Genomic DNA, 25,229 nt, shown 5'->3' on the forward strand with positions numbered 1-25,229 from the left:
CGACTCGCGAAAAACGCGGGTCGCCGGGGTGTTAAGGTCACCCGACCGGCGTCTTGCGGACCGGCCCCCGGCCGCGTCCCTGCGCACCCATACGGCCCATCCACGGCCCGTCACGACGAGCTGCCCTGCATGGGGCGGCGCGCAGGAGGTTTTGCGTGCTCACCGCGTTCTTCCGGGCGTTTCGCACCCCCGATCTGCGGCGCAAGATCTTCTTCACCGTAGCGATCATGGCGCTCTTCCGGTTCGGCTCCTACATCCCCACCCCGGGGATCGACTACGCCGCGGTCCAGCGCTGTATCGATCTCTCCAGCAACAGTGACTCGACCGGCCTCTACGCGCTGGTCAACCTGTTCAGCGGCGGTGCGTTGCTCCAGCTGTCGATCTTCGCGCTGGGGATCATGCCGTACATCACGGCCTCGATCATCATCCAGCTGCTCACCGTGGTCATCCCGCGGTTCGAAGCGCTGAAGGAAGAGGGTCAGTCCGGCACCGCCAAGCTGACCCAGTACACCCGGTACCTCACCATCGGCCTCGCCGTGCTCCAGTCGACCACCTACGTGGCGATCTCGCGCACCCAGGGTGGCCTGTTCACCAACTGCTCCGAGACGCTGATCCCGAACGACAGCCTCTTCACCCTCGGCGTCATGGTGCTCACCATGACGGCCGGTACCGGCCTGATCATGTGGCTGGGTGAGCTGGTGACCGAAAAGGGCATCGGCAACGGCATGTCGCTGCTGATCTTCACCTCGATCGCGGCCTCGTTCCCCTCGGCCCTGTGGACGATCAAGACCCAGCGCGGCTTCAACACCTTCTTCCTGGTCATCGCCATCGGCTTGCTGATCATGGCGGCGGTCATCTTCGTCGAGCAGAGCCAGCGCCGGATTCCGGTGCAGTATGCCAAGCGGCAGGTCGGCCGGCGGGCCTACGGTGGCACCACGACGTACATCCCGATCAAGGTCAACATGGCCGGCGTGATCCCGGTGATCTTCGCGTCGTCCCTGCTCTATCTGCCCGCCCTGATCGCGCAGTTCCAGGGGCAGAACAGCACGGCCGGATGGGTGACCTGGATCAACGACCACCTGGTGCGTGGCGACCACCCGATCTACATCACGGCCTACTTCGTTCTGATCGTGTTCTTCACGTACTTCTACGTGGCGATCACCTTCAACCCCGACGAGGTCGCCGAGAACATGAAGAAGTACGGCGGCTTCATCCCCGGCATCCGCGCCGGGCGCCCCACCGCCGACTACCTGGAATATGTTCTGAGTCGCATTACTCTCGCTGGTGCTCTGTACCTGGGCATGGTGGCATTGGTCCCTCTGATCGCGCTGATCCTCGTCGATGCGAATCAGAACTTCCCCTTCGGCGGCACGTCCATCCTGATCGTCGTCGGAGTGGGGCTGGAGACGGTCAAGCAGATCGAGTCCCAGTTGCAGCAGCGTCACTACGAAGGGTTCCTGCGATGAGAGCGGTGCGTCGATGAGGCTTGTGATCCTCGGTCCTCCCGGCGCCGGAAAGGGCACGCAGGCCAAGAAGGTGGCCGCCCACTTCGGCATCCCGGCCATCTCGACCGGCGACATCTTCCGGCAGAACGTCGCCGACAAGACGCCGCTCGGCGTTCAGGTGGAAGAGATCATGAAATCCGGCAAGTACGTGCCGGACGAGGTGACCAACGAGATGGTCCGCAACCGTCTCCTGGAAGACGACGCGGCGGTCGGCTTTCTGCTCGACGGGTACCCGCGTACCGCGGCCCAGGTGGACGAGCTGGATTCGATGCTGGCAGCGGCGGGCACCAGGCTGGACACCGTCCTCGAGCTGACCGTCGACATGGACGAGGTGGTCACCCGGCTGCTGAAGCGTGCCGAGATCGAGGGCCGACCGGACGACACGGAAGACGTGATCCGGCACCGGCTCGAGGTCTACACGGAGCAGACCGCGCCGCTGGTGCACATCTACTCGGACCGTGACCTGCTCCAGCGGGTCGACGGCATGGGCGAGATCAGCGACGTCACCGGTCGGCTGCTGGCCGCCTGCGACGACTTCGCCGCCTAGAACCGCCCGCACAGGATCAGGAAGAAAGACGATGCTCGGTCGCGACCGGATTCAGTACAAGACGCCCGACCAGGTCAGGCTCATGCGGGCCGCCGGCCTGATCGTGGCCGACGCCCTGGACGCCGTGCGCGCGGCGCTGGCTCCTGGCCTGACCACAGGCGACCTGGACCGGATCGCGAACGAGCTGATCGTCGGGCGGGGCGCGACCCCGTCGTTCCTGAACTACGGCCACCCGCCCTACCCGGCCACCCTCTGCGTGTCGGTGAACGACGAGGTCGTGCACGGCATCCCGGGCAGCAAGGTGCTCAAGGCCGGCGACGTGGTGAGCATCGACTGCGGCGCCATCCTGAAGGGCTGGCACGGCGACTCGGCCTTCACCGCCGTGGTGCCCGGCGCCGGTGACGAGCGCACGCCGGAGCAGGTCAAGGCCGACCAAGACCTCATCGACACCACCGAGGAGTCGATGTGGCGGGGCATCGCCGCGATCGCGGCGGGGGACCGGCTGAACGCCGTCGGCATCGCCGTCGAGGACTTCGTCGGTGACCGGTTCGGGCTGGTCGAGGACTACGGCGGCCACGGCATCGGCACCGAGATGCACCAGGAACCGCACGTGCTGAACTACCGCACACGCGACCGCGGCCCCAAGCTGAAGCCGGGTATCTGCCTGGCGATCGAGCCGATGCTCACCGCCGGCGGCCCGGACACCAAGGTGCTCTCCGACGACTGGACGGTCGCCACGACCGACGGTGGCAAGGCCGCCCACTGGGAACACTCGGTGGCCCTGCTCGAAGACGGGCTCTGGGTGCTCACCGCCCGGGACGGTGGCGTGGCGAAACTGTCCGGTCTGGGTGCAAAAATTTCTGCCCTGGCCACAGAGGGGCAGTAGCTCGATTTCGCTGACCGGCGTGGTATCACGTAGACTTCTGCGTCGGCTCATGTGCTGAACTGCTTCGTCGCCTGGCACCGCCCGGCGACGGCCCGAGACAGCCTCAAGACGTCAGTCTGAGCCGTCTGGAGAAACGCCTGATCGTTGCCGGACCCGGAGCCATCGGGGCCGGGGAGCGGCCGGGCGCCGCGATGAACGATCGACAGGAAAAGCGGAGGACATGCCGAAGAAAGACGGCGTCATCGAAATCGAAGGCTCCGTGGTGGAGGCACTGCCGAACGCCATGTTCCGCGTGGAGCTTTCCAACGGACACAAGGTGCTCGCACACATCTCCGGCAAGATGCGTCAGCACTACATCCGGATCCTTCCGGAAGACCGGGTCGTGGTGGAACTCAGCCCGTACGACCTGTCCCGTGGGCGCATCGTCTACCGCTACAAGTGACATCTCCGCACCACCGCCTTAATTGCCAGCAGCCACGCCGATCCAACTAGCGGAAGCCACGATGAAGGTCAAGCCGAGCGTCAAGAAGATCTGCGACAAGTGCCGAGTGATCCGCCGTAACGGCCGGGTCATGGTGATCTGCGACAACGTGCGCCACAAGCAGCGCCAGGGCTGATTCAGCCCAGCAGCACCAGGCACCACCGCAGGATCTGAGCAGAACAGCAGCGCACGCCTCTGAGGCGCAGGGCGACACGCCCGACCTCGTGGGGCGATACCCCCGGGCCACCGGGCCGGGGACCCAGGCAGTGATCCAGCCAGGGAAGTGACGCTGCTCCACACCTGGTACTAGCAGAAGAGAGAACTCCTGCAATGGCACGTCTCGTCGGAGTCGACCTGCCCCGCGAAAAGCGGCTCGAGGTCGCCCTCACCTACATCTTCGGCGTCGGGAAGACCCGCGCGAAGGAAACCCTCACGGCCACCGGCCTGAGCGCTGACCTGCGCGTGCGTGAGCTCAGCGAAGAAGACCTCGTCAGCCTGCGCAACTACCTCGAGGGCAACTTCAAGCTCGAGGGTGACCTGCGCCGCGAGGTCGCCGCCGACATCCGCCGCAAGGTCGAGATCGGCTGCTACGAGGGCCTGCGCCACCGCCGTGGCCTGCCGGTCCGCGGTCAGCGCACCAAGACCAACGCCCGTACCCGCAAGGGTCCGAAGCGCACCGTTGCCGGCAAGAAGAAGGCCGGCAAGAAGTAGTCCCGCTCCAACCCCTGATCCAGGGTCCGGAGCACGGACCGACGACCTCAGCGCCATTCGTAGGAAGAGCTTTCAATGCCTCCCAAGTCACGCCAGTCCGCTGCGTCGCGCAAGCCGCGTCGCAAGGAGAAGAAGAACGTCGCTCACGGGCACGCCCACATCAAGAGCACGTTCAACAACACCATCGTCTCGATCACCGACCCGGTCGGTAATGTCATCGCCTGGGCCTCGTCGGGTCAGGTCGGCTTCAAGGGCTCGCGTAAGTCCACGCCGTTCGCCGCGCAGATGGCCGCCGAGGCTGCCGCCCGCCGCGCCCAGGAGCACGGCATGCGCAAGGTCGACGTCTTCGTGAAGGGCCCGGGCTCGGGCCGCGAGACCGCGATCCGCTCCCTCCAGGCCACCGGCCTCGAGGTCGGCTCGATCCAGGACGTCACGCCCACGCCGCACAACGGCTGCCGCCCGCCCAAGCGTCGCCGCGTCTAGTGCTTGAAGGGTGGCCCGTGTGAACGGGCCACCCGACCCGCCGGCCGGACAGAGGGTCGGCGGGACACCCCCAGCAGGCGTCATATAGCGGTCGCCTGTAGCGAAAGGGAAACCACCAGTGCTTATCGCACAGCGCCCCATCCTCGCCGAGGAAGCGGTCTCCGAGCACCGTTCCCGGTTCGTCATCGAGCCGCTGGAGCCGGGTTTCGGCTACACCCTCGGTAACTCGCTGCGCCGCACGCTGCTCTCGAGCATCCCGGGTGCCTCGGTCACGAGCATCCGCATCGACGGTGTGCTGCACGAGTTCACCACCGTGCCCGGTGTCAAGGAAGACGTCACCGAGCTCATCCTGAACATCAAGCGGCTGGTCGTCTCCTCGGAGCACGACGAGCCGATCGTGATGTACCTGCGCAAGCAGGGCCCGGGAACGGTCACCGCCGCGGACATCGCTCCGCCGGCCGGTGTCGAGGTGCACAACCCCGACCTTCACATCGCCACCCTGAACGGCAAGGGCAAGCTCGAGCTCGAGCTGACCGTCGAGCGCGGTCGTGGCTACGTGTCGGCCAACCAGAACAAGACCGGTGAGCAGGAGATCGGGCGCATCCCGATCGACTCCATCTACTCCCCGGTGCTGAAGGTCACGTACAAGGTCGAGGCGACTCGTGTCGAGCAGCGCACCGACTTCGACCGGCTGATCGTCGACGTCGAGACCAAGCCGTCGATGCAGCCGCGCGACGCCATGGCGAGCGCCGGCAAGACGCTGGTCGAACTGTTCGGCCTGGCCCGTGAGCTGAACCTCGAGGCCGAGGGCATCGACATGGGCCCGTCCCCGTCGGACGCCGCCCTGGCCGCTGACCTGGCTCTTCCGATCGAGGAGCTGGACCTCACGGTTCGGTCGTACAACTGCCTCAAGCGCGAGGGCATCCACACCGTGGGTGAGCTCGTCGGGCGCAGTGAGGCCGACCTGCTCGACATCCGGAACTTCGGTGCCAAGTCCATCGACGAGGTCAAGGCCAAGCTCCACGGCATGAGCCTCGCGCTGAAGGACAGCCCGCCCGGATTCGATCCCTCCCTCGTCGTCGACAGCTTCGGGGCGGACGACGACATGTCGTTCGCCGAGGACGAGCAGCTCTGACAACCCCATAACCCGGCGCGGGAGGCGAACGCCCGCGCCGGGTGCGCATCTCTAGGAGTTCACCGACATGCCCACGCCCACCAAGGGTCCCCGGCTCGGGGGTGGTCCCGCGCACGAGCGGCTGCTGCTCGCCAACCTCGCGGCCCAGCTGTTCACGCACAAGTCCATCACCACCACGCAGACGCGTGCGAAGCGCATGCAGCCGCTGGCTGAGCGCATGATCACGTTTGCGAAGCGCGGTGACCTGGCGGCCCGCCGCCGGGTGCTCCAGACGATCACGGACAAGGGCGTGGTGCACACGCTCTTCACCGAGATCGCTCCGGTGGTGGCCGAGCGCAAGGGTGGCTACACCCGGATCACGAAGATCGGCAACCGCAAGGGCGACAACGCGGCCATGGTCGTCATCGAGCTCGTTCTCGAGCCGCTGACCGCCGGTCAGGCCACCGTGCGTGAGGCCGAGGCCGCCACGGCCCGCGCCTCCCGCGGCAACCAGTCCGCCGCCGAGACCGCTGCCGAGAAGGCCGAGGACGCCAAGGCCGCCGGTGACGCCGAGGCCGCTGTCGACGCCGCCGCCGAGGCCGAGGCTGCTGCCGACGCCGAGGGCACCGCGGACGCGGAGGCTGCTGCCGAGGTTGCCGAAGAGGCCGCCAGCGACGCTGTCGACGGCAAGAAGTAAGTAGTTCAGCACGCCGAGCCCGTCATCCCCGTGAGGGGGTGGCGGGCTCTCGGCGTTTCTCCTGCCAGAACGCGCAGCCCACGAGAAGGACCTGAAGAACGTTGCCAGAGGACGCCGCCGGCCCGGACCCCCGATCAGAGGACGACGTGGAGGCCGGCCCGCCCTCGTCGTCCACCATTGACGGTACGCTGATCCGGATCCGGCTCGATCTGGGTTACGACGGAACGGATTTCAGCGGCTGGGCCGCCCAGCCGGGCCGGCGCACGGTGGAGGAGGTCCTGGCCACCGGGCTCGGCACGATCCTGCGACTGCCGCGGCCACCGAAACTGACCGTGGCCGGCCGGACCGACGCCGGGGTGCACGCCCGGGCGCAGGTGGCCCACGTCGACGTGCCGCGTGAGGTGTGGGAACGGGTGCCCGGCCGCAGCGACCGGCCACCGGCGGCGGCCCTGCTGACCCGCCTGGCCGGGGTGCTGCCGGGAGACGTGCGGGTGCACGGGGCCTCGATCGCCCCGGCCGGGTTCGACGCCCGGTTCTCCGCCGTGCACCGGCGCTACGCCTACCGGATCAGCGACCATCCGGCCGGTGCCCCGCCGCTGCGCCGCCGGGACGTGCTGAGCCATCGCCGTCCCCTGGACGCCGCGGCGATGAGCGCCGCCGCCACCACGCTGACCGGGCTGAACGACTTCGCCGCGTTCTGCAAGCACCGCGAGGGCGCCACGACCATCCGCACCCTGATCACCTACGAGTGGCGCCGCGACGAGGACGGCCTGCTGGTGGCGACCGTGCTGGCCGACGCGTTCTGCCACTCGATGGTGCGGGCGCTGGTGGGCGCCGTGCTGCCGGTGGGGGAGGGACGGCGCCCGGTCTCCTGGCCGGCGCAGATCCTGACCGCCGCCCGCCGTGACCCGCACGTCACGGTGGTGCCGCCACACGGTCTGGTGCTGGAGGAGGTCGGCTACCCGGCGGACGCCGAGCTGGCGGCGCGGGCCCGGGAGGCGAGGGCGGTACGGACCCTGGGAGGCTAGTACCGGCGTGGGGGCGGGTCCGACCGCTCGTCCCCACGTCATGTTCTGTTCACACCAATCGCACAGAACGCTCTTAGAATCCTCGACCGTGACGACGACGAGGCGTGACCCCGCCACCCCGAGTGACCGACCCCGGCCGCGCCGCACCGCCGGTGTGCTCGCCGCGGCGACCGGCCTGGCCGGTCTCGGCCTTCTGATGCCCTCGACCGCCAGCGCGGCCGACACGGCTACCTGCACCGGCGACGTGACCGCGATCGGCGCGGTGCAGGGATCCGGTGCCACCGCCGCGATCACCGGCGCGGTCACCGTGCGCGGCGTCGTGGTGGGCGACAACGAGGGCTCCTCGCCCACCCTCCAGGGCTTCTTCGTGCAGGACGGCGGCGACAAGGACAAGTCCACCTCGGACGGCATCTTCGTCTACGCCCCCGGCAAGGACCAGGTGAAGAACGGCGACCAGGTGCAGGTCACCGGCACCGCCGCGGAGTACCAGGGGCAGACCCAGATCACCGCGACCGCGCTGAGCGTCTGCGCCACCGGCCGGAGCGTGAAGCCGACCAGCGTGAAACTCCCGCTGGCGAGCGCCGATTCGCTGGAACGCTACGAGGGCATGCTGGTGCGCCTGCCGCAGAAGCTGACCGTGACCGAGCACTACCTGCTGGGCCGCTTCGGCCAGGTGACGGTGTCGTCGGGCGGCCGGCTGATGCAGCCGACCAACGTGTACCCGGCCGACGACCCGCGCAGCGCGCGGCTCCAGGCCGAGAACGACCTGAACCAGCTGATCATCGACGACGCGCTGAACAACCAGAACCCGGACCCGATCGTGTTCGGGCGCGACGGCGAGCCGCTGAGCGCCACCAACACCCTGCGCACGGGCGACACGGTGAAGAACGCGGTCGGCGTGCTCACCTACACCTGGGCCGGTAACTCGGCGAGCCCCAATGCCTGGCGGCTGCGCCCGGTGGGTGCCCTGAACGGCTCGGCGGACTTCACGGCGGCGAACGCCCGCCCGAAGAAGACCGAGGTGGACGGCGACCTGAAGGTGGCCAGCAGCAACCTGCTCAACTACTTCAACACCTTCACGGGCTGCACCTACGGGGTGGGCGGTGAGGCCGCCGACTGCCGGGGCGCCGAGAACGCCACCGAGCTGGAGCGGCAGACCGCCAAGGAGGTGGCCGCCCTCACCTCGCTGGATGCCGACGTGATCGGCCTGATGGAGATCGAGAACGACGGCTACGCCGCGGACAGCGCGATCGCCCAGCTCACCGATGCCCTGAACGCCGCGACCGAGCCCGGTACCTACGCCTACGTGGACACCGACGCGGCCACCGGCGTCACCAATGTGGCCGGTGACGACGCGATCAAGGTGGCCATGCTCTACCGGCCGGCCGCGGTCACCCCGGTGAAGACGCTGGTGGAGAACGACGACCTGTTCGAGCGGCACCCGCTCTCGGTCACCTTCGAGACGAGGAAGAAGGCCCGCGTCAGCGTGGTGGTCAACCACTTCAAGTCGAAGGGCTGCGACGGCGCGACCGGCACCGACACCGATCAGGGCGACGGCCAGAGCTGCTGGAACACGCACCGCGTGGAGCAGGCCACGACCCTGGCGAGCTGGATCGACACCACCGTGGTGCCCGCCGCGGGCGACCCGGACGTGCTGGTCATCGGTGACCTGAACTCCTACGCCAAGGAGGACCCGATCCTGGCGCTGGCCGCGGCCGGCTACACCGACATGATCGACAGGGAGACCGGCAGCGAGAAGGCCTACTCCTACGTCTACGACGGCCAGTCCGGGTACCTCGACCAGGCGCTGGCCAGCAAGTCGCTGAAGAGCCAGGTCAAGGACGTCGAGGACGTGCACATCAACGCCGACGAGCCCTCGGTGCTGGACTACAACACCAACTACAAGACGGCCGGCCAGCTCACCTCGCTGTACGCCCCCGACCGGTTCCGCACCTCCGACCACGACCCCGTGCTGATCGGGCTCAACCTGCGCAGGTAACCCCTGGAACGGTGGACGACGCCGGGCCGTGACGACCCGGCGTCGTCCACCATTTTCAAGATCACACGGCAGGTGCGGGTTACGAATGGCGGGCGCGGCCGGACAGTGCCAAGGTCGCCTGCATGAGCAATCCGACCTTTGAACCCGGCGACTCGGACGAGGTCTACCAGCCGCCGGAAGACGGTTCCGACGACACGTACGACCTGGACCAGGCGTTCGGCGACGACGACGTGGACGGAGCGGTGTTCGACGCCAGCTACTCCCCGCCGGAGAAGCCCCGGGGCATGACCCGGTTCGGCACCACCGCGGAGGAGGAGCTCCAGGGCGAGTCCCTGGACCAGCGTCTCTCGCAGGAGGAGCCCGACCCGAACCTGGCCTCCGACCTGGAGGCCTCGCCCTCGGACGAGAACGTCGACTCGGTCGACAACAGCCGGATCGAGGACGAGGACCTGTCGTACGCCGAGGTGGGCGGAGACCGCGCCGGCCGGCTGGTGGACCCGGACGAGGGCCTCGGCTCGGACACCGAGAAGGACCTGATCGGGTCCGACGTCGGCATCGACCAGGGCGCGGCGAGCGCCGAAGAGGCCGCGGTCCACGTCATCGACTGAAACCGGTTGTCGCCCGGGGGCCCACCCCGGGCACACTGGCCCCGTGGCCGGTATCGACGTCAATCAGGTTTCCTTCACTCTGCCCGACGGGCGTCCCCTGCTGGACGAGGTCACGTTCAAGGTGCCCGACGGTGCGGTGGCCGCGCTGATCGGGCCGAACGGCACCGGCAAGACCACCCTGCTGCGGATCCTGGCCGGCGACACGGCCGCGCAGTCCGGCGCGGCCGTGGTCGCCGGTTCGCTCGGGGTGATGCGGCAGTTCATCGGCAGCGTGCGCGACCGCACCAGCGTGCGTGACCTGCTCATCTCGGTGGCGCCCGCACCGGTCCGGATCGCCGGGCAGGCCCTGGAGGCCGCCGAGCTGGCGATGATGGAACGCGACGACGAGCCGACCCAGATGGCCTATGCGCAGGCGCTGTCCGACTGGGCCGACGCCGGCGGTTACGAGGCCGAGACGGCGTGGGACGTGTGCACGGTGGCCGCGCTCGGCATGCCGTTCGAGAAGGCCCAGTGGCGTAATGCCGACACGCTCTCCGGCGGTGAGCAGAAGCGCCTGGTGCTGGAGGCCCTGCTGCGTGGGCCCGACGACGTGCTGCTGCTCGACGAGCCGGACAACTACCTCGACGTGCCGGGCAAGCGCTGGCTGGAACAGCGCCTGGCCGAGACCCCGAAGACCGTGCTGCTGGTCAGTCACGACCGGGAACTGCTCTCGCACGCCGCCACCCGCATCGTCACCCTGGAGCCGCACGCGGCCGGGGCCAACGCCTGGATCCACGGCGGTGGTTTCGGCACCTACGCGCAGGCCCGGGCCGACCGCAACTCCCGGCTGGAAGAACTGCGGCGCCGCTGGGACGAGGAGCACGCCAAGCTCAAGCAGCTCGTGCTGATGCTGAAGACCAAGTCCTCGTTCATGGACTCGATGGCCGCGCAGTACCACGCCGCCCAGACCCGGCTGGCCAAGTTCGAGGCGGCCGGCCCTCCGGAGCTGGTGGCGAACGAGCAGAACGTGCACATGCGGCTCAAGGGCGGGCGCACCGGAAAGCGCGCCGTGGTGGCCGAGAACCTGGAGCTGACCGGGCTGATGAAGCCGTTCAGCACCGAGCTGTGGTTCGGCGACCGGGTGGCCGTGCTCGGCTCGAACGGGTCGGGCAAGTCGCACTTCCTGCGGTTGCTCGCGGCCGGGGGCAGCGACCCGGACATCGAGCACCAGCCGGTGGACGACTCGCCGACGGCACGCCCGGGCAGCGTGGAGCACACCGGCTCGGTGAAGCTCGGGGCCCGGGTGCGGCCGGGCTGGTTCGCCCAGACCCACCAGCACGTCGAGCTGGCCGGGCGGGCGCTGCTCGACATCCTGCACCGGGGTGACGGGCACCGTTCCGGGCTGCCGCGCGAGGCGGCCAGCCGGGTGCTCGACCGGTACGAGCTCAGCGCCCAGGCCGAGCAGAAGTTCGAGTCGCTGTCGGGCGGTCAGCAGGCCAGGTTCCAGATCCTGCTGCTGGAACTGTCGGGTGCCACCCTGCTGCTGCTCGACGAGCCCACCGACAACCTCGACCTGCACTCGGCCGAGGCCCTGGAGAAGGGACTGTCCGCGTTCGAGGGCACGGTGGTGGCGGTGACTCACGACCGCTGGTTCGCCCGGGAGTTCGACCGGTTCCTGGTGTTCGGGTCGGACGGCAGGGTGTACGAGTCGGACGAGCCGGTCTGGGACGAGACCCGGGTCCAGCGGGCACGCTGACCGCTCTCAGCCGACTTTCACGGAACAATCAGTTTCGGCCCGTAGTTTGATCACCGTGATCGAGTCTCCGGCCGTCCTCATCGTGAACTCGGCCTCCCGTCGGGGGCAGGAGAACTTCTCCCAGGCCCGCGACCGGCTGACCGAGCTGGGCGTGGAGCTGATGGCCGCCCACGCGGTCGAAGACCCGAGCACCCTGCCCGACGTGGTGGCGCGGTCCGTCGCCGCCGGTGCCCGCACGATCGTGCTGGGTGGCGGCGACGGCACGGTCAGCTCGGTGGCGCCGCAGCTGTGCAGCACCGAGGTGGTGCTCGGGCTGCTGCCCACCGGCACCGCCAACGACCTGGCCCGCACTCTGGGTCTGCCCACCGATCTGGCCAGGGCCTGCGAGAACGTGGCCAACGGCAAGATTGTGGACGTCGATCTGGGCGTGGTGGGCGACGACCGGTTCCTCAACGTCAGCTCGATCGGCCTGGCCGTCGGCGTCACCGAGCAGCTCAACCCCAGGCTGAAGAAGCGGCTCGGGGCACTGGCCTACCCGGTCGCCACGATCAAGGCCTACCGCCGGTTCCAGACCTTCTCGGCCAAGCTGGAGTTCCCCGACGGCGACCACCCCGACGTCGAGCTGGACGACCTGCTCCAGCTGGCCGTGGCCAACGGCCGCTTCTACGGCGGGGGAGCGGTGGTGGCGCCGAACGCCGGCATCGACGACCACCTGCTCGACGTGTACGCCATCCCGCGCGGCACGCCACGGCAGCGCTGGCAGGTGGCCCGGCACTTCGTCAGTGGGGCCTTCACCGAGAGCGACCACGTGTACCACGTGACCACCCGCAACGTGCGCGTCTCCACCGTGCCCGGGCAGGCGATCAACGTGGACGGCGAGCTGTCCGCGCACACCCCCGAGACCTTCGGCGTGGTGCAGGGCGGCCTGCGGGTGATCGTGCCGGAAGACGCCACGGTCGGGGTGGCCGACATCAGTGCGAGACAGCGGGCCCGTTCGTGAGCGGCTCCACGTCGTCCTCCACCCGGTGCGGGTCGGAGGCGAAGAACCGCTCGACGGCACGGATCTTGTTCACCGCGTCGAGCGCCGCCACCTTGTAGGCCTCGGACAGCGTGGGGTAGTTGAACACTGTGTCCACCAGGTTGTCCACGGTGCCCTCGCAGGTCATGATCGCCTGGCCCAGGTGCACCAGCTCGGTGGCCTGGGAGCCGAACACGTGCACCCCGAGCAGCTTTCGCGTGCCGGTGCTGACCAGCAGTTTCAGCATGCCGTAGGAGTCACCGGCGATCTGCCCGCGGGCCAGCTCGCGGTAGCGCGAGATGCCCACCTCGTAGGGCACGGACGACGAGGTCAGGTCGGCCTCGGTCCAGCCGCAGTAGCTGATCTCCGGGATCGTGTAGATGCCGATCGGCTGGAGCCCGATCAGGCTGTTCACCTGCTCGCCGAAGGCGTGGTAGGCGGCCAGCCGGCCCTGTTCCATCGAGGTCGCGGCCAGCGCCGGGAACCCGATCACGTCACCCACCGCGTAGATGTGCCCGACGCTGGTGCGGTAGTGCTCGTCCACGGTGATCCGGCCCCGGGCGTCGGCCTCCAGGCCCGCGTTGGCCAGGTCGAGGGCGTCGGTCGCGCCCTGCCGGCCGGCCGAGTACATCACCGCGTCCGCCGGAATCCGCTTGCCCGACACCAGATTCGTCACCGTGCCGAGCTCGTTGTTCTCGACCGAGGCGACCTTCTCGCCGAACCGGAAGGTGACCGACAGGTCGCGCAGGTGGAACTTGAGCGACTCGACGATCTCCGAGTCGCAGAAGTCGAGCATCTGGTCGCGTTGCTCCACCACGGTGACCTTGCAGCCGACCGCGGCGAACATCGAGGCGTACTCGATCCCGATCACCCCGGCACCGACCACGACCAGCGACCGGGGCAGCTGGTCCAGGTGCAGGATGCCGTCGGAGTCGATGACCTTCTTGCCGTCGAAGTCGATCGAGCCGGGTCGCGCCGGGGTGGTGCCGGTGGCGATCACCACATAGGCCGCAGTGACGCTGTGCGAGCCACCCGGGCCGCCCTCGATCAGCACGGTGTGCGCATCGGTGAACCGGCCGGTGCCGTGCAGCAGGTCCACGCCGTTGCGGTTGAGCTGGCTGCGGATCACCTCGATCTCGCGGCCGATCACGTGCGTGGTGCGGGCCAGCAGGTCTTCCAGGGTGATGTCCTGCTTCACCCGGTAGTTCTGGCCGTACATGTCCCGCTGGTAGGTGCCGGTGAGATAGAGCACGGCCTCGCGCAGGGTCTTCGAGGGGATCGTGCCGGTGTTGATGCAGACCCCGCCGACCATGTCGCCGCGCTCCACCACGGCGGCCCGGCGGCCCAGCTTGGCCGCGGCGATCGCGGCCTTCTGACCACCCGGCCCGGACCCGATCACCACCAGGTCGTAGTCGTACTCGGATGACTCGGCCATGATCGAACTCCCCGTGATCGCAGACGCTGCCTCCTGCCATCATCGGCGCCTTCCGGGCGGGGGTGAAGGCTCGCCTGCGGCGCCCGCGTTTTGACCCTCCGGAAGCGGGCCGGTAATCTGTTTTCTCGTTGTGTGACCCGTCCGTCATGTCGAGCCTTACTGGCACGTGGCACGTCGGGCGCGGAGCACCGGCCCTCCCAGAAGCTGTGGGAGCTGGTTGATGCCCGTGGCACATGAAAATGCCGACCCGAATGCTATGACCCAGAACGAGGCTGCGACCGTGCGTACGTTTACCCCCAAGCCCGGTGATGTCGAGCGTCGCTGGCACGTCATCGACGCGTCCGACGTCGTCCTTGGCCGACTTGCCACGCAGGCCGCGGTGCTGCTGCGGGGCAAGCACAAGCCGACCTTCGCTCCGCACGTCGACACCGGCGACTTCGTCATCATCATCAACGCCGACAAGGTTGCCCTGACCGGCAACAAGCGCGAGCAGAAGAAGGCCTACCGGCACTCCGGCTACCCGGGTGGTCTGCGTTCGGTCACCTACACCGAACTGCTGGACAAGAACCCGGAACGGGCCGTCGAGAAGGCGGTTCGGGGCATGCTGCCGAAGAACTCCCTCGGTCGTGCCGTGCTCGGCAAGCTCAAGGTCTACTCCGGCCCGGAGCACCCGCACGCCGCGCAGCAGCCCGTCCCCTTCGAGATCACCCAGATCGCCCAGTAATCCCAGGCGCCGGATTCCGGCGCCCGCGGATCGCGATCCCGTAGCCAAGCGCAAGCAAGGAGAACCGTGAGCGAGCCCACCACCGACGTGGTCGAAGAGACCACCGACGAGTTCGAAGAGGACGCGCCCAGCAGCTACACCTCCGCCACGCCGGCGGCCAAGGGTGGCGGCTCGAGCATCACCGCCCCCGGTGGGGCCACCGGCCGCCGCAAGGAGGCCGTCGCCCGCGTCCGCCTCGTGCCCGGCACCGGGCAGTGGAAGATCAACGGCCGCACCCTCGAGGACTACTTCCCGAACAAGGTGCACCAGCAGCTGGTCAACGAGCCCTTCCGGGTCACCGAGACCGAGGGCCGCTTCGACGTCATCGCCCGTCTGCACGGTGGTGGCTCGTCCGGTCAGGCCGGTGCGCTGCGTCTGGGCGTCGCCCGTTCGCTGAACGAGATCGACGAAGAGGCCAACCGCCCGTCGATGAAGAAGGCCGGCTTCATGACTCGTGACCCGCGGGTCAAGGAGCGCAAGAAGGCTGGTCTCAAGAAGGCGCGTAAGGCTCCTCAGTACAGCAAGCGCTGATCTGCTCATCAGCTGCGCACGCACGGCCCCGGGGCTCTTCTGCTCCGGGGCCGTCGTGCGTCCACAGCGGGGGACCTGTGGTTTTGGCGTACCGGAGCTTCGGGGGCAGAGTGCGCGTAGGCTTTGGACATTCCCGCTAGGAGGAACGCGTTGGCGCGACTATTCGGCACGGACGGCGTCAGAGGACTGGCCAATCGTGACGTGACCGCTGAGATCGCCCTCGACCTCACGGTCGCGGCGGCGCATGTGCTCGGTGAGGTCGCGGACTTCCACGGCCGCCGGCCCCGGGCCGTCATCGGCCGTGACACCCGCGCCTCCGGCGAGTTCCTGTCCGCCGCCGTGATGGCCGGCCTGGCCAGCGCCGGGGTCGACGTGGAAGACGCCGGTGTGGTGCCGACGCCCGCGGTCGCGTTCCTGGTCGACGACACCGAGGCCGATCTGGGTGTGGTGCTGTCGGCATCGCACAACCCGATGCCCGACAACGGCATCAAGTTCTTCGCCAGCGGCGGCTTCAAGCTTCCCGACGAGGTCGAGGACCAGATCGAGCGCCGGATGGGTGAACCCTGGGACCGCCCGGTCGGTGCCGAGGTGGGCCGCACCCGCCGCCTGGCCAAGGCCGACGACCGCTACGTGAAGCACCTGGTCGGCACCCTGCCCTGCCGCCTCGACGGCCTGAAGGTCGTGCTCGACTGCGCTCACGGCGCGGCCAGCACGGTCTCTCCCCGGGCCTTCCGTGAGGCCGGTGCCGAGGTCGTGGTGATCGGGGCCGAGCCGGACGGGCTCAACATCAACGACGGCTACGGCTCCACCCACCTGGACCGCCTGCGCGAGGCCGTGATCGCGAACGGCGCCGACGCCGGCATCGCGCACGACGGTGATGCCGACCGCTGCCTGGCCGTCGACCACCTGGGCCGCGACGTGGACGGCGACCAGATCATGGCCATCCTCGCCCTGGCCTTCGCCGACCGCGGCGTGCTGGCCCACAAGACGCTGGTCACCACGGTGATGAGCAACCTGGGCCTGAAGCTGGCCATGGAGCGCGAGGGCATCCGCATGGTGCAGACCGCCGTGGGTGACCGCTACGTGCTGGAAGAGATGCGGGCCGAGGGTTATTCGCTCGGCGGCGAGCAGTCCGGTCACGTGGTCATGCTCGAGCACAGCACCACCGGTGACGGCGTGCTCACCGGCCTGCACCTGCTGGCCCGCATGGCCGAGACCGGTAAGTCGCTGGCCGAGCTGGGCTCGGTGATGGAGCGGCTGCCGCAGGTGCTGGTGAACGTGAAGGGCGTGGACAAGAGCCGCTGCCACGACGACGCCGAGGTCCAGGCCGCCGTCTCCGCCGTGGAGGCCCGGCTGGGTGACACCGGGCGGGTGCTGCTGCGTCCCTCCGGCACCGAGGCGCTGGTGCGCGTCATGGTCGAGGCCAAGGAGGCCGGGCAGGCCCGCGCCGAGGCCGACGGCCTGGCGTCGGTGGTGAAGGCGCAGCTCGCGCTGTAACCACCGGCTGACAGACAGGCCGAAGGGCCGGTACCGCCCCTCCGCGGTACCGGCCCTTCGTCGTCCCCCGTTCGTTCCCCGGCTACAGGCCGACCGAGGTGGCGTCCGCGTCCGGGTTCGCGTCCCGGGTGTCCAGCAGGTCGCTCTCCTGCGCCTCCGGTGCGGTGATGCTCGTGACCACCGAGCCGTCCGAGGACAGGGCCTCGGCCTCAGCCGGTTTCCCGTCATCGGTCACCGACTGCGGCACCGTCACCACGGCGAGCCGGTTCTCGACCTTCGCGGTGACGTCGCCGACTCGCACCCGGGTGGCGTCCTCCGGCGCGATGACCAGGTAGCGCCGGGTCTTGCCGCTGTTCACGTAGACACCCGCCATGGCCTCTCCGTCGCCGTCGGCCGTGGTCACCATGTGCCCGCGCTTGATGTCCTCGCCCATCGTCTCGCCGTCCTCGTCGTCGAGAACGTCGGTGGCGGGGACCACGTCGGCGAAGGCCGCCAGGTACACGCCGTCGGCCGAGCGCAGCAGGGCGGCCGACGCGTGGCCCCCCTTCTTGCCGACGTCGAGGGCACCGGCCCAGACCGGCACCTCGGCCGTCGACGCCCGCCGGCCGCCCAGACTGCCGCCCAGGTCTTCGAGCGCGGCGGCGTCGGTACCTGTTGCCGCCACCGCGGCCAGGTCGTAGCCCGGGGCGGTCGACATCGAGTTGCTGTCCAGGCGAGTGCCGCCGGCCTCGATCTGGACGGTGGACAGCAGGTACTCGTCCTCGGTGACCGGCCCGGCCCAGAAGCCGTCGCCGATCTTCGGCACGGCCTCGTACCGGTCGGTGATCTTCTCGGCGCCGTTCTCCACCGCGAACGTCCGGCCGGAGGTGATCCGCACCTGGTCGGCCTGCGGGGCGACGACGAGCACGACGGCCTGGTCAAGGTTCGAGCTCCGGTCGGTGGCCGAGGAGGGGGAGACGAACAGGGTGTAAGGGTCGTGGGGCACCTGGCCCGGCCCCTCCGGAAGGCCCTGGTACGAGACCACGTCCAGGTCGGTGGCAGCGGCCCCGGCCCGGCCGAGCAGGAAGCTCCGGTCCCAGTAGGTGCGGCCCTTCTTCTGCCAGCTGAACAGCACCATCGCGTAGCGGGCCCGGCCGTCGACGTCACCCGCCGCCACCACCCGCACGTCGTCGGCCGCGATCGCCGGCTCGTCCGGGTCGTGCCAGTCGTCGTTGCCGCTGAACTCCTCGCGCAGGTCGCCGAGCCAGGCGTCGTCGCCGGCCAGAGACCCGACGGTGCGCTCCGGGTAGCCGGCCTCCTCGGGAGTGCTCGGTTCCTTCGTCGCGGTGGCGGTCACCTGCGGCGTGGCCGGGGTGCCCTGCTGGTCGGCCCGGTCGATGGCACCGCCGGCCAGCACCTCCACGCCGATCACCACCGCGGCCACCGCCCCGGCCAGCGCCACCCCGCCGTACCGGGTCACCCGGGAGCGCCGGATCGCCGTCTCCACCCGGGGGAACGGCCGGCTCCCCGCCGTCCCGGTCTCGGCCAGCCGCCGCATCCGCTGCACCAGCTCGTCGGGAAGGCCCTGCTCATCGGTCTGTCCGGTCTTCATCAGCGGGCTCCTTCCGAGTGCCGGCCGGGGGCCGGGGACTGCGGGTCGGTGATCGTCATGGCGGTACGCAGCTTGGCCACGCCCCGGCTGGCGGCGCTCTTCACGGTGCCCGCCGAGCGGCCGAGCAACTGCGCGGTCTCGGCCTCGGACCGGTCCTCCAGGTAGCGCAGCACCACCACGGCACGCATCAGCGGAGGCAGCGAGCGCAGGGCCGCGATCAGCTGGTCGTCGACCGGCTCCTCCGACTCCAGGCGCACGCTCGGGGCGGGCGCGGAATCCAGCGGCACCTCACGGATGCGCCGCTTGCGGCGCCACGACAGGGCCGCGTTCACCACGGCTCTGCGCACGTACGGCTCCGGGTTGTCGTCACCCAGCCGGTGCCAGCGCCGGTGCACGCTGGTCAGGGCCTCCTGCACGCAGTCCTCGGCGATGCCGCGGTCCACGGTGATCAGGTAGGCGCTCTGCACCAGGGCGGGCCAGCGAGCGGTGACGAACTGCCGGAACGCGGCTTCCTCGTCGTCCATGAACGGTTCCTTCCCCCACAGCCAGGGTGGCCTCTCTCGGGGGACTACACGCGTCCATGCTTCTTCGGGGTTGCTCGAGTCACCGGCGAACGTGGTTACAGCTTGCGCAACCGGATCCGCCGGGTCGCGTGGTCCGCACCCTTGGTCAGGACCAGGGTGGCCCGCCCGCGGGTCGGCAGCACGTTCTCGACCAGGTTCTTCTCGTTGATGTCGTGCCAGATCCGCTCGGCCGTGGCCACCGCCTCGTCGTCGGTGAGGGCGGCGTAACGGTGGAAGTACGACTCGGGGTGGGTGAACGCGGTCTCCCGCAGCCGCAGGAACCGGTTCACGTACCACTTGCGCACCTGGTCGGTGTGCGCGTCCACGTAGATCGAGAAGTCGAAGAAGTCGCTGACCGCCACGCCCTGCCGCCCGTCGGCGCGCACCCGGGCCGGTTGCAGCACGTTCAGGCCCTCGACGATCAGCACGTCGGGCCGCCGCACCACGACCTCCTCGCCGGGCACGATGTCGTAGGTCAGGTGCGAGTAGACCGGCGCCTTCACCTCGGCCTTGCCGGACTTCACGTCGGTGACGAAGCGCAGCAGCCGGCGCACGTCGTACGACTCCGGAAAACCCTTGCGGCCCATCAGCCCGAGCCGGTCCAGCTCGGCGTTCGGGCGCAGGAAGCCGTCGGTGGTGACCAGTTCCACCCGTGGGGTGCTGGGCCAGCGGCTGAGCAGTTCACGCAGGATGCGGGCGGTGGTGGACTTGCCCACGGCCACCGAGCCGGCGATGCCGATGACGAACGGGGTGCGGGCCGGGGTCTCCTGGAGGAACGTGGAGGTGGCCTGGTGCAGCTGGGCGGTGCCGGCCACGTAGAGGTTCAGCAGCCGGCTCATCGGCAGGTACACCTCCTCGACCTCGCGCAGGTCGAGCGGGTCGCCGAGGCCGCGCAACCGGGCGACGTCATCGGCGGTCAGCGTCATCGGGGTGTTCGCCCGCAGCGCTCGCCAGCCCTCCCGGTCCAGCTCCACGTAGGGGGTGCGGGTGCCGGTGACCCGCTCGTCGGGACGGGTCGTGGCGGCACCGGTGCCCTCGTGGCGTTCCGGTGCGCTCAAGGGGTGCAGGCGCCTGGGCACGGGAGACATTCTGCCCGGACGGGGAGTGCGGACGTCCCCCGGGCACCGTGACGGATGCAACGCTTTACCCAGTGTTACCGGGCGATGGCCAGTCGGGGGAACGGAGGACGTTCGGCGAGGGCACCCCCTCGGGGCCGACTAGGCTCAGCCACCATGTGCGGAATCGTGGGCTACACGACGGATCCTGCCGCTTCGAACACCGGAGCGCTCGACGTCGTGCTGGAAGGTCTGCGGCGGCTCGAGTACCGGGGCTACGACTCCGCCGGGGTCGCCCTTCAGGTCGGTACGGGCGGCCAATTGTGGACGGCGAAGAGGTCGGGCAAGCTCGCCCGTCTGGAAGAGGCTCTGGCGGCCGCGTCGCCGCCGGTCTCCGGGACGGGCATCGGGCACACCCGCTGGGCCACCCACGGCGGGCCGACCGACGAGAACGCGCACCCGCACCTCGGCGGCAACGGCCGGGTGGCCGTGATCCACAACGGCATCATCGAGAACTTCGCGGTGCTGAAGAACGAGCTGCTGGCCGACGGCGTGGAGTTCCTCAGCCAGACCGACACCGAGGTCGCGGCGCACCTGCTGAACGCGGCCTACGAGACGGCCGGCGACCTGACCGAGGCCATGCGCCTGGTGGCGAACCGGCTGGAGGGTGCCTTCACCCTGCTCGCCGTGCACGCCGACGTGCCGGACACGGTGGTCGGGGCGCGCCGCAACTCCCCGCTGGTGGTCGGGGTCGGCGACGGCGCGAACTATCTGGGCTCGGACGTCGCGGCCTTCATCGGCTACACCCGGGACGCGATCGAGCTCGGCCAGGACCAGATCGCGACGATCACGCCGCGCACCGTCGGCATCATCGACTTCGACGGAAACCCGGTCGAGGGCAAGAAGTTCCACGTGGACTGGGACGCCGCGGCGGCCGAGAAGGGCGGGCACCCGTCGTTCATGGCCAAGGAGATCATGGACCAGCCGCAGGCGGTGGCCGACACCCTGCTCGGCCGGTACGACGCCGACGGCAACCTGGTGCTCGACGAGCTGCGCATCGACGAGTCCGCCCTGCGCTCCGTGGACAAGATCGTGGTGCTGGCCTGCGGCACCTCGTCGTACGCCGGGATGGTGGCGAAGTACGCCATCGAGCACTGGTGCCGCATCCCGGTCGAGGTCGAGCTGTCGCACGAGTTCCGCTACCGCGACCCGGTGGTGAACCCGCGCACGCTGGTGGTCGCGATCTCGCAGTCCGGCGAGACGATGGACACGATCATGGCGATCCGGCACGCCCGCGAGCAGGGCGCCAAGGTGGTCGCGATCTGCAACACCCACGGCTCCACCATCCCGCGTGAGTCCGACGCCGTGCTGTACACGCACGCCGGCCCGGAGATCGCCGTAGCCTCGACCAAGGCGTTCCTGGCCCAGATCACCGCCTGCTACCTGCTCGGTCTCTACCTGGCCCGGCTGCGCGGCAACAAGTTCCCGGACGAGATCCGCGAGATCCTCGGCCAGCTCCAGGCGATGCCCGACAAGATCCAGAAGGTGCTGGACGGCCTGGAGCAGGTGCGCACCATGGCCCGCTGGATGGCCGACACCCGCTCGGTGCTGTTCCTCGGCCGGCACGTCGGCTACCCGGTGGCGATGGAGGGCGCGCTCAAGCTCAAGGAGCTCGCCTACATCCACGCCGAGGGCTTCGCCGCCGGTGAGCTGAAGCACGGCCCGATCGCCCTGATCGAGCCCGGCCAGGCGGTGTTCGTGATCGTGCCCTCGCCGCGTGGCCGGGACTCGCTGCACTCCAAGGTGGTCTCCAACATCCAGGAGATCAATGCCCGGGGCGCCCGCACCATCGTGATCGCCGAGGAGGGCGACACCGACGTGGTGCCGTACGCCAGCGAGGTGATCTACGTCCCGCAGACCCCGACGCTGCTGGCCCCGCTGGTCACCGTCGTGCCGCTCCAGGTGTTCGCCTGCGAGCTCGCCACCGCCAAGGGCCTGGACGTCGATCAGCCGCGCAACCTGGCCAAATCGGTGACCGTGGAGTAGTACCGCTCGCCGGACGGCTGCACCGCGCGTGGAGGAAACGTGCGGTGCCCGTTCGGCCCAGTGACGTGCAGGTAGGGATGCCACCCGCCCGGCAGTTGCTTAGATGAGCGAATGACACGAGCGAACCCAAAGGCGGGACGCGGACCGGTTGCCTACCGCGTGGAAGACCTGCGCAAGGCCGAACAGGAAGTGATGGCCTCGTCGCCGGACGGGGCCCTGATGCAGCACGCCGCGGCGGGTCTGGCCGTCATCTGCGCCCGGGTCCTGCGCGAACGCACCGGTCGTGTCTCCGGCAGACGTGCCGTGCTCCTGGTCGGCCCGGGCGACAACGGTGGTGACGCGCTCTTCGCCGGCGCCCGCCTGGCCCGTCGCGGGGTCGCCGTCACCGCCCTGCTCACCTCCGAGAAGGCCCACGCCGCAGGCAGATCCGCGCTCGCCACGGCCGGTGGCCGGTGCGTCGAGGCCGGCCCGGACACCGCCGTGGAGGCCTGGACCCACCTGGAGGCCGCCGACCTGGTGGTCGACGGCCTGGTCGGGCTGGGCGGCCGCCCCGGTCTGCGGGAACCCGCCGCCGGGCTGGTCGAGCGGATCCCCGACCACGCCGCCGTGGTGGCCGTGGACCTGCCCAGCGGGGTGGACCCGGACACCGGCGCCACCGGCCCCTCACACGTCTGGGCCGATCTCACCGTCACCTTCGGGGCCGCCAAGGCCTGCCTGCTGCTGCCCCCGGCCAGCGCCGCGGCCGGCGACCTGGAGATCGTCGACATCGGCCTGGCCCCGCACCTGCCCCCCGAGCCACTGGTCGGCCGGCTGGCCGCACCGGACGTGGCCCGGCTGTGGCCGGTGCCGCCGCCGAGCGCCGACAAGTACCGGCGCGGCGTGCTCGGCGTGGTGGCCGGCTCGGCCGGCTACCCGGGCGCCGCCGTGCTGGCCGTGGCCGGCGCGCTGCGGACCGGCGTCGGGATGGTGCGCTACGTCGGCCCGGCCGACGCCACCGACGCGGTGCGCTCGGCCTGGCCGGAGATCGTGGCGGGCCAGGGCCGGGTGCAGGCCTGGCTGCTCGGCTCCGGGGTGGACCCGGAGGCCGACGACGAGCAGCCGCGGGCTGTCCGCGCCGCCCTCGACGAGGGGCACCCCTGCCTGGTGGACGCCGGTGCGCTCGGCCTGCTTCCGGCCGAACTGCGCTCGCACGCCTCGGTGCCGGACCGGTCGGACCGGTTGCTGCTCACCCCGCACGCCGGCGAACTGGCCCGGCTGCTGGGTGAACTCGGCGAGGACGTGCACCGCGAGGAGATCGAGACCCAGCCCTATCGGCACGCCCTGGCCGCGGCCCGGCTGACCGGTGCCACGGTGCTGCTGAAGGGCTCGACCACGCTGGTGGTGCGTCCCGACGGCCGGGCCCGCAGCCAGGCCGAGGCGCCCTCGTGGCTGGCCACGGCCGGGGCCGGGGACGTGCTCGCCGGGATCGCCGGGGCACTGCTGGCCGGTGGCCTGAGCCCGTTCGACGCGGGCAGCGTGGCCGCGTTCGTGCACGGTAAGGCCGCGGCGCGGGCGTCCGGTGGTGGGCCGATCGTGAGCCTGGACGTGGCCCAGGCGGTGCCGGCCACGGTGGCCAAGCTGCTCCAGCACTGAGACCAGCACCGAGACCAACACCGAGACCAGCACCGAGATCGGCCGCCGGGCGGCGGCCCGCTGCCCGGGCTGCGACAATCGCTGGTTATGAGCGTGTCGCCACCGGTCCCCCCGATCGAGCTGCCGGAGGGCCTGCCCTCGGCCGCCGTGATCGACCTGGACGCGATCGCGGCCAATGTCCGCGCGCTGCGGGGGCACGCCCCCGGCGCCGGGCTGATGGCCGTGGTCAAGGCCGATGCCTACGGTCACGGCCTGGTGCCCGCCGCCCGCGCGGCGCTGGCCGGGGGTGCGGCCTGGCTGGGCACCGCGCAGTTGTCCGAGGCCCTCGCGCTGCGGGCGGCCGGCCTCACCGCGCCCACCCTGTCGTGGCTCACCGTGCCCGGCGACCGCTACGCCGAGGCGATCCGGCAGGGCGTCGACATCGGGGTCAGCGCCGGCTGGGCGCTCGCCGAGATCGCGGCCGCGGCCCGCGAGGTGGGCGGCACGGCCCGGCTGCACCTGAAGGTCGACACCGGTCTCAACCGCAACGGCTGCACTCTGGCCGACTGGCCGCAGCTGCTCGAAGACGCGCTGAAACTCCAGGCGGACGGCCTGGTCTCGGTGGTCGGCGGGTTCTCGCACTTCGTCTCCGCCGACGAGCCGGCCGATCCGGTCAACGCCCGCCAGCTGGAGAACTTCGTCACCGCTCTCGACCTGGCCACCACCGCCGGGGCCCGGTTCGAGGTGCGGCACATCGCCAACTCGCCGGCCACGCTGAGCAACCCGGACGCGCACTTCGACCTGGTCCGGCCCGGCCTGTCGGTGTACGGCCTGAGCCCTTTCCCGGAACGCCCGCCGCACGAGTTCGGCCTGCGCCCGGCGATGACGCTGCTCGGCCGGGTGGCCAACGTGAAGCGGGTCGCGGCCGGGCAGGGCGTCTCGTACGGCCACACCTACGTCACGTCCACCGACACCGAGGTGGCCGTGGTGCCACTGGGTTACGGCGACGGCATTCCCCGGCACGCCAGCGGCACCGGGCCGGTGCAGCTGGGTGGGCGGCGGTTCCGGGTCTCCGGCCGGGTCTGCATGGACCAGGTGGTGGTCGACCTGGCCGACGGCGGCATCGGCCGGGTGGCCGCGGGTGACGTGGCGGTGCTGTTCGGCGGCGCCCCCGGCGAGCCCTCGGCACAGGACTGGGCGCAGGCCGCGGGCACGATCAACTACGAGATCGTCACCCGGCTCGGAGCCCGGGTGCCGCGGGTTCACACCGGGTCGGCGGGGCGGTAGGAGCAGGGCACCATGGACGGGAAACGGACCGGCAGGGC

General features: G+C 70.1%; 24 protein-coding genes. 20 read left to right on the forward strand and 4 right to left on the reverse strand.

Annotated elements, in window-relative coordinates:
* The first annotated feature begins 155 nt into the window (after positions 1 to 155).
* The 14 genes from secY to KIH74_RS03040 all read left to right on the forward strand — a co-directional run bounded on the left by secY (position 156) and on the right by KIH74_RS03040 (position 12,794).
* Complete coding sequence (secY, locus tag KIH74_RS02975; protein ID WP_214154133.1) at positions 156 to 1,466, forward strand: preprotein translocase subunit SecY; 1,311 nt, start codon at positions 156 to 158, stop codon at positions 1,464 to 1,466.
* 13 nt (positions 1,467 to 1,479) lie between these two features.
* On the forward strand, positions 1,480 to 2,052 hold the full coding sequence (locus KIH74_RS02980; protein ID WP_214154134.1) for an adenylate kinase: 573 nt from the start codon (positions 1,480 to 1,482) through the stop codon (positions 2,050 to 2,052).
* Positions 2,053 to 2,083: 31 nt separating this feature from the next.
* The gene (gene map, locus KIH74_RS02985; protein WP_214154135.1) at positions 2,084 to 2,938 is read left to right on the forward strand and encodes a type I methionyl aminopeptidase; all 855 of its coding nucleotides are present in this window, start codon (positions 2,084 to 2,086) and stop codon (positions 2,936 to 2,938) included.
* A gap of 220 nt (positions 2,939 to 3,158) precedes the next feature.
* Entirely contained in the window at positions 3,159 to 3,380 is a 222-nt protein-coding gene (gene infA / locus KIH74_RS02990; protein WP_052530803.1) for a translation initiation factor IF-1, read from the forward strand.
* A 61-nt stretch (positions 3,381 to 3,441) separates the two neighbouring features.
* Complete coding sequence (gene rpmJ, locus KIH74_RS02995) at positions 3,442 to 3,555, forward strand: 50S ribosomal protein L36 (RefSeq protein ID WP_214154137.1); 114 nt, start codon at positions 3,442 to 3,444, stop codon at positions 3,553 to 3,555.
* 194 nt (positions 3,556 to 3,749) lie between these two features.
* On the forward strand, positions 3,750 to 4,130 hold the full coding sequence (gene rpsM / locus KIH74_RS03000; RefSeq protein ID WP_214154139.1) for a 30S ribosomal protein S13: 381 nt from the start codon (positions 3,750 to 3,752) through the stop codon (positions 4,128 to 4,130).
* Between the two features lie 75 nt (positions 4,131 to 4,205).
* Positions 4,206 to 4,613, forward strand: a complete 408-nt coding sequence (gene rpsK, locus KIH74_RS03005) for a 30S ribosomal protein S11 (protein ID WP_052530806.1) — start codon at positions 4,206 to 4,208, stop codon at positions 4,611 to 4,613.
* 118 nt (positions 4,614 to 4,731) lie between these two features.
* Positions 4,732 to 5,748 (forward strand): DNA-directed RNA polymerase subunit alpha, encoded by a 1,017-nt coding sequence (locus tag KIH74_RS03010; RefSeq protein ID WP_214154141.1) that lies wholly within the window; start codon positions 4,732 to 4,734, stop codon positions 5,746 to 5,748.
* A 67-nt stretch (positions 5,749 to 5,815) separates the two neighbouring features.
* On the forward strand, positions 5,816 to 6,424 hold the full coding sequence (gene rplQ, locus KIH74_RS03015) for a 50S ribosomal protein L17 (RefSeq protein WP_214154143.1): 609 nt from the start codon (positions 5,816 to 5,818) through the stop codon (positions 6,422 to 6,424).
* 191 nt (positions 6,425 to 6,615) lie between these two features.
* Entirely contained in the window at positions 6,616 to 7,452 is an 837-nt protein-coding gene (gene truA, locus KIH74_RS03020; RefSeq protein WP_372491993.1) for a tRNA pseudouridine(38-40) synthase TruA, read from the forward strand.
* A gap of 88 nt (positions 7,453 to 7,540) precedes the next feature.
* The gene (locus KIH74_RS03025; protein WP_214154145.1) at positions 7,541 to 9,451 is read left to right on the forward strand and encodes an ExeM/NucH family extracellular endonuclease; all 1,911 of its coding nucleotides are present in this window, start codon (positions 7,541 to 7,543) and stop codon (positions 9,449 to 9,451) included.
* 122 nt (positions 9,452 to 9,573) lie between these two features.
* Positions 9,574 to 10,059: a DUF5709 domain-containing protein gene (locus tag KIH74_RS03030; protein WP_214154147.1), complete on the forward strand. Its 486-nt coding sequence runs from the start codon at positions 9,574 to 9,576 to the stop codon at positions 10,057 to 10,059.
* A 43-nt stretch (positions 10,060 to 10,102) separates the two neighbouring features.
* Positions 10,103 to 11,794 carry an ABC-F family ATP-binding cassette domain-containing protein gene (locus tag KIH74_RS03035; protein WP_214154149.1) on the forward strand — a complete coding sequence of 564 codons (1,692 nt, stop codon included), beginning with the start codon at positions 10,103 to 10,105 and terminating at the stop codon, positions 11,792 to 11,794.
* A 55-nt stretch (positions 11,795 to 11,849) separates the two neighbouring features.
* A complete protein-coding gene (locus KIH74_RS03040) occupies positions 11,850 to 12,794 on the forward strand; it encodes a lipid kinase (RefSeq protein WP_214154151.1) in 945 nt (314 codons plus the stop codon).
* Here the strand turns inward: KIH74_RS03040 and sthA are convergent.
* Entirely contained in the window at positions 12,766 to 14,247 is a 1,482-nt protein-coding gene (gene sthA / locus KIH74_RS03045; RefSeq protein ID WP_214154153.1) for a Si-specific NAD(P)(+) transhydrogenase, read from the reverse strand. The two genes, KIH74_RS03040 and sthA, sit on opposite strands and share 29 nt — an antisense overlap.
* 280 nt (positions 14,248 to 14,527) lie before the next feature.
* On the opposite strand from sthA, the gene rplM reads away from it, so the two are divergent.
* The 3 genes from rplM (at position 14,528) to glmM (ending at position 17,038) form a co-directional block, all read left to right on the forward strand.
* Positions 14,528 to 14,971, forward strand: a complete 444-nt coding sequence (gene rplM / locus KIH74_RS03050) for a 50S ribosomal protein L13 (protein ID WP_308113541.1) — start codon at positions 14,528 to 14,530, stop codon at positions 14,969 to 14,971.
* 66 nt (positions 14,972 to 15,037) lie between these two features.
* Positions 15,038 to 15,541, forward strand: coding sequence for a 30S ribosomal protein S9 (gene rpsI, locus KIH74_RS03055; RefSeq protein WP_214154156.1), 504 nt, complete (start codon positions 15,038 to 15,040; stop codon positions 15,539 to 15,541).
* Between the two features lie 150 nt (positions 15,542 to 15,691).
* Positions 15,692 to 17,038 (forward strand): phosphoglucosamine mutase, encoded by a 1,347-nt coding sequence (glmM, locus tag KIH74_RS03060; RefSeq protein ID WP_214154157.1) that lies wholly within the window; start codon positions 15,692 to 15,694, stop codon positions 17,036 to 17,038.
* An 82-nt stretch (positions 17,039 to 17,120) separates the two neighbouring features.
* On the opposite strand, the gene KIH74_RS03065 is transcribed toward glmM, so the two are convergent.
* The 3 genes from KIH74_RS03065 to coaA all read right to left on the reverse strand — a co-directional run bounded on the left by KIH74_RS03065 (position 17,121) and on the right by coaA (position 20,280).
* A complete protein-coding gene (locus KIH74_RS03065; protein ID WP_214154158.1) occupies positions 17,121 to 18,629 on the reverse strand; it encodes a hypothetical protein in 1,509 nt (502 codons plus the stop codon).
* Entirely contained in the window at positions 18,629 to 19,153 is a 525-nt protein-coding gene (locus tag KIH74_RS03070; protein WP_214154159.1) for a SigE family RNA polymerase sigma factor, read from the reverse strand. Before KIH74_RS03070 ends, KIH74_RS03065 begins: the two co-directional genes overlap by 1 nt.
* A 95-nt stretch (positions 19,154 to 19,248) precedes the next feature.
* Positions 19,249 to 20,280 (reverse strand): type I pantothenate kinase, encoded by a 1,032-nt coding sequence (coaA, locus tag KIH74_RS03075; protein ID WP_214154160.1) that lies wholly within the window; start codon positions 20,278 to 20,280, stop codon positions 19,249 to 19,251.
* A 144-nt stretch (positions 20,281 to 20,424) separates the two neighbouring features.
* On the opposite strand from coaA, the gene glmS reads away from it, so the two are divergent.
* The 3 genes from glmS (at position 20,425) to alr (ending at position 25,191) form a co-directional block, all read left to right on the forward strand.
* Entirely contained in the window at positions 20,425 to 22,293 is a 1,869-nt protein-coding gene (glmS, locus tag KIH74_RS03080; RefSeq protein WP_214154161.1) for a glutamine--fructose-6-phosphate transaminase (isomerizing), read from the forward strand.
* A gap of 159 nt (positions 22,294 to 22,452) precedes the next feature.
* Positions 22,453 to 23,925, forward strand: coding sequence for an NAD(P)H-hydrate epimerase (locus tag KIH74_RS03085; protein ID WP_214154162.1), 1,473 nt, complete (start codon positions 22,453 to 22,455; stop codon positions 23,923 to 23,925).
* A gap of 87 nt (positions 23,926 to 24,012) precedes the next feature.
* On the forward strand, positions 24,013 to 25,191 hold the full coding sequence (gene alr / locus KIH74_RS03090; RefSeq protein ID WP_214154163.1) for an alanine racemase: 1,179 nt from the start codon (positions 24,013 to 24,015) through the stop codon (positions 25,189 to 25,191).
* The last annotated feature ends 38 nt before the right edge of the window (positions 25,192 to 25,229 follow it).

Origin of the sequence: Kineosporia corallincola (assembly GCF_018499875.1) — a bacterium.
Lineage (GTDB): Bacteria > Actinomycetota > Actinomycetes > Actinomycetales > Kineosporiaceae > Kineosporia > Kineosporia corallincola.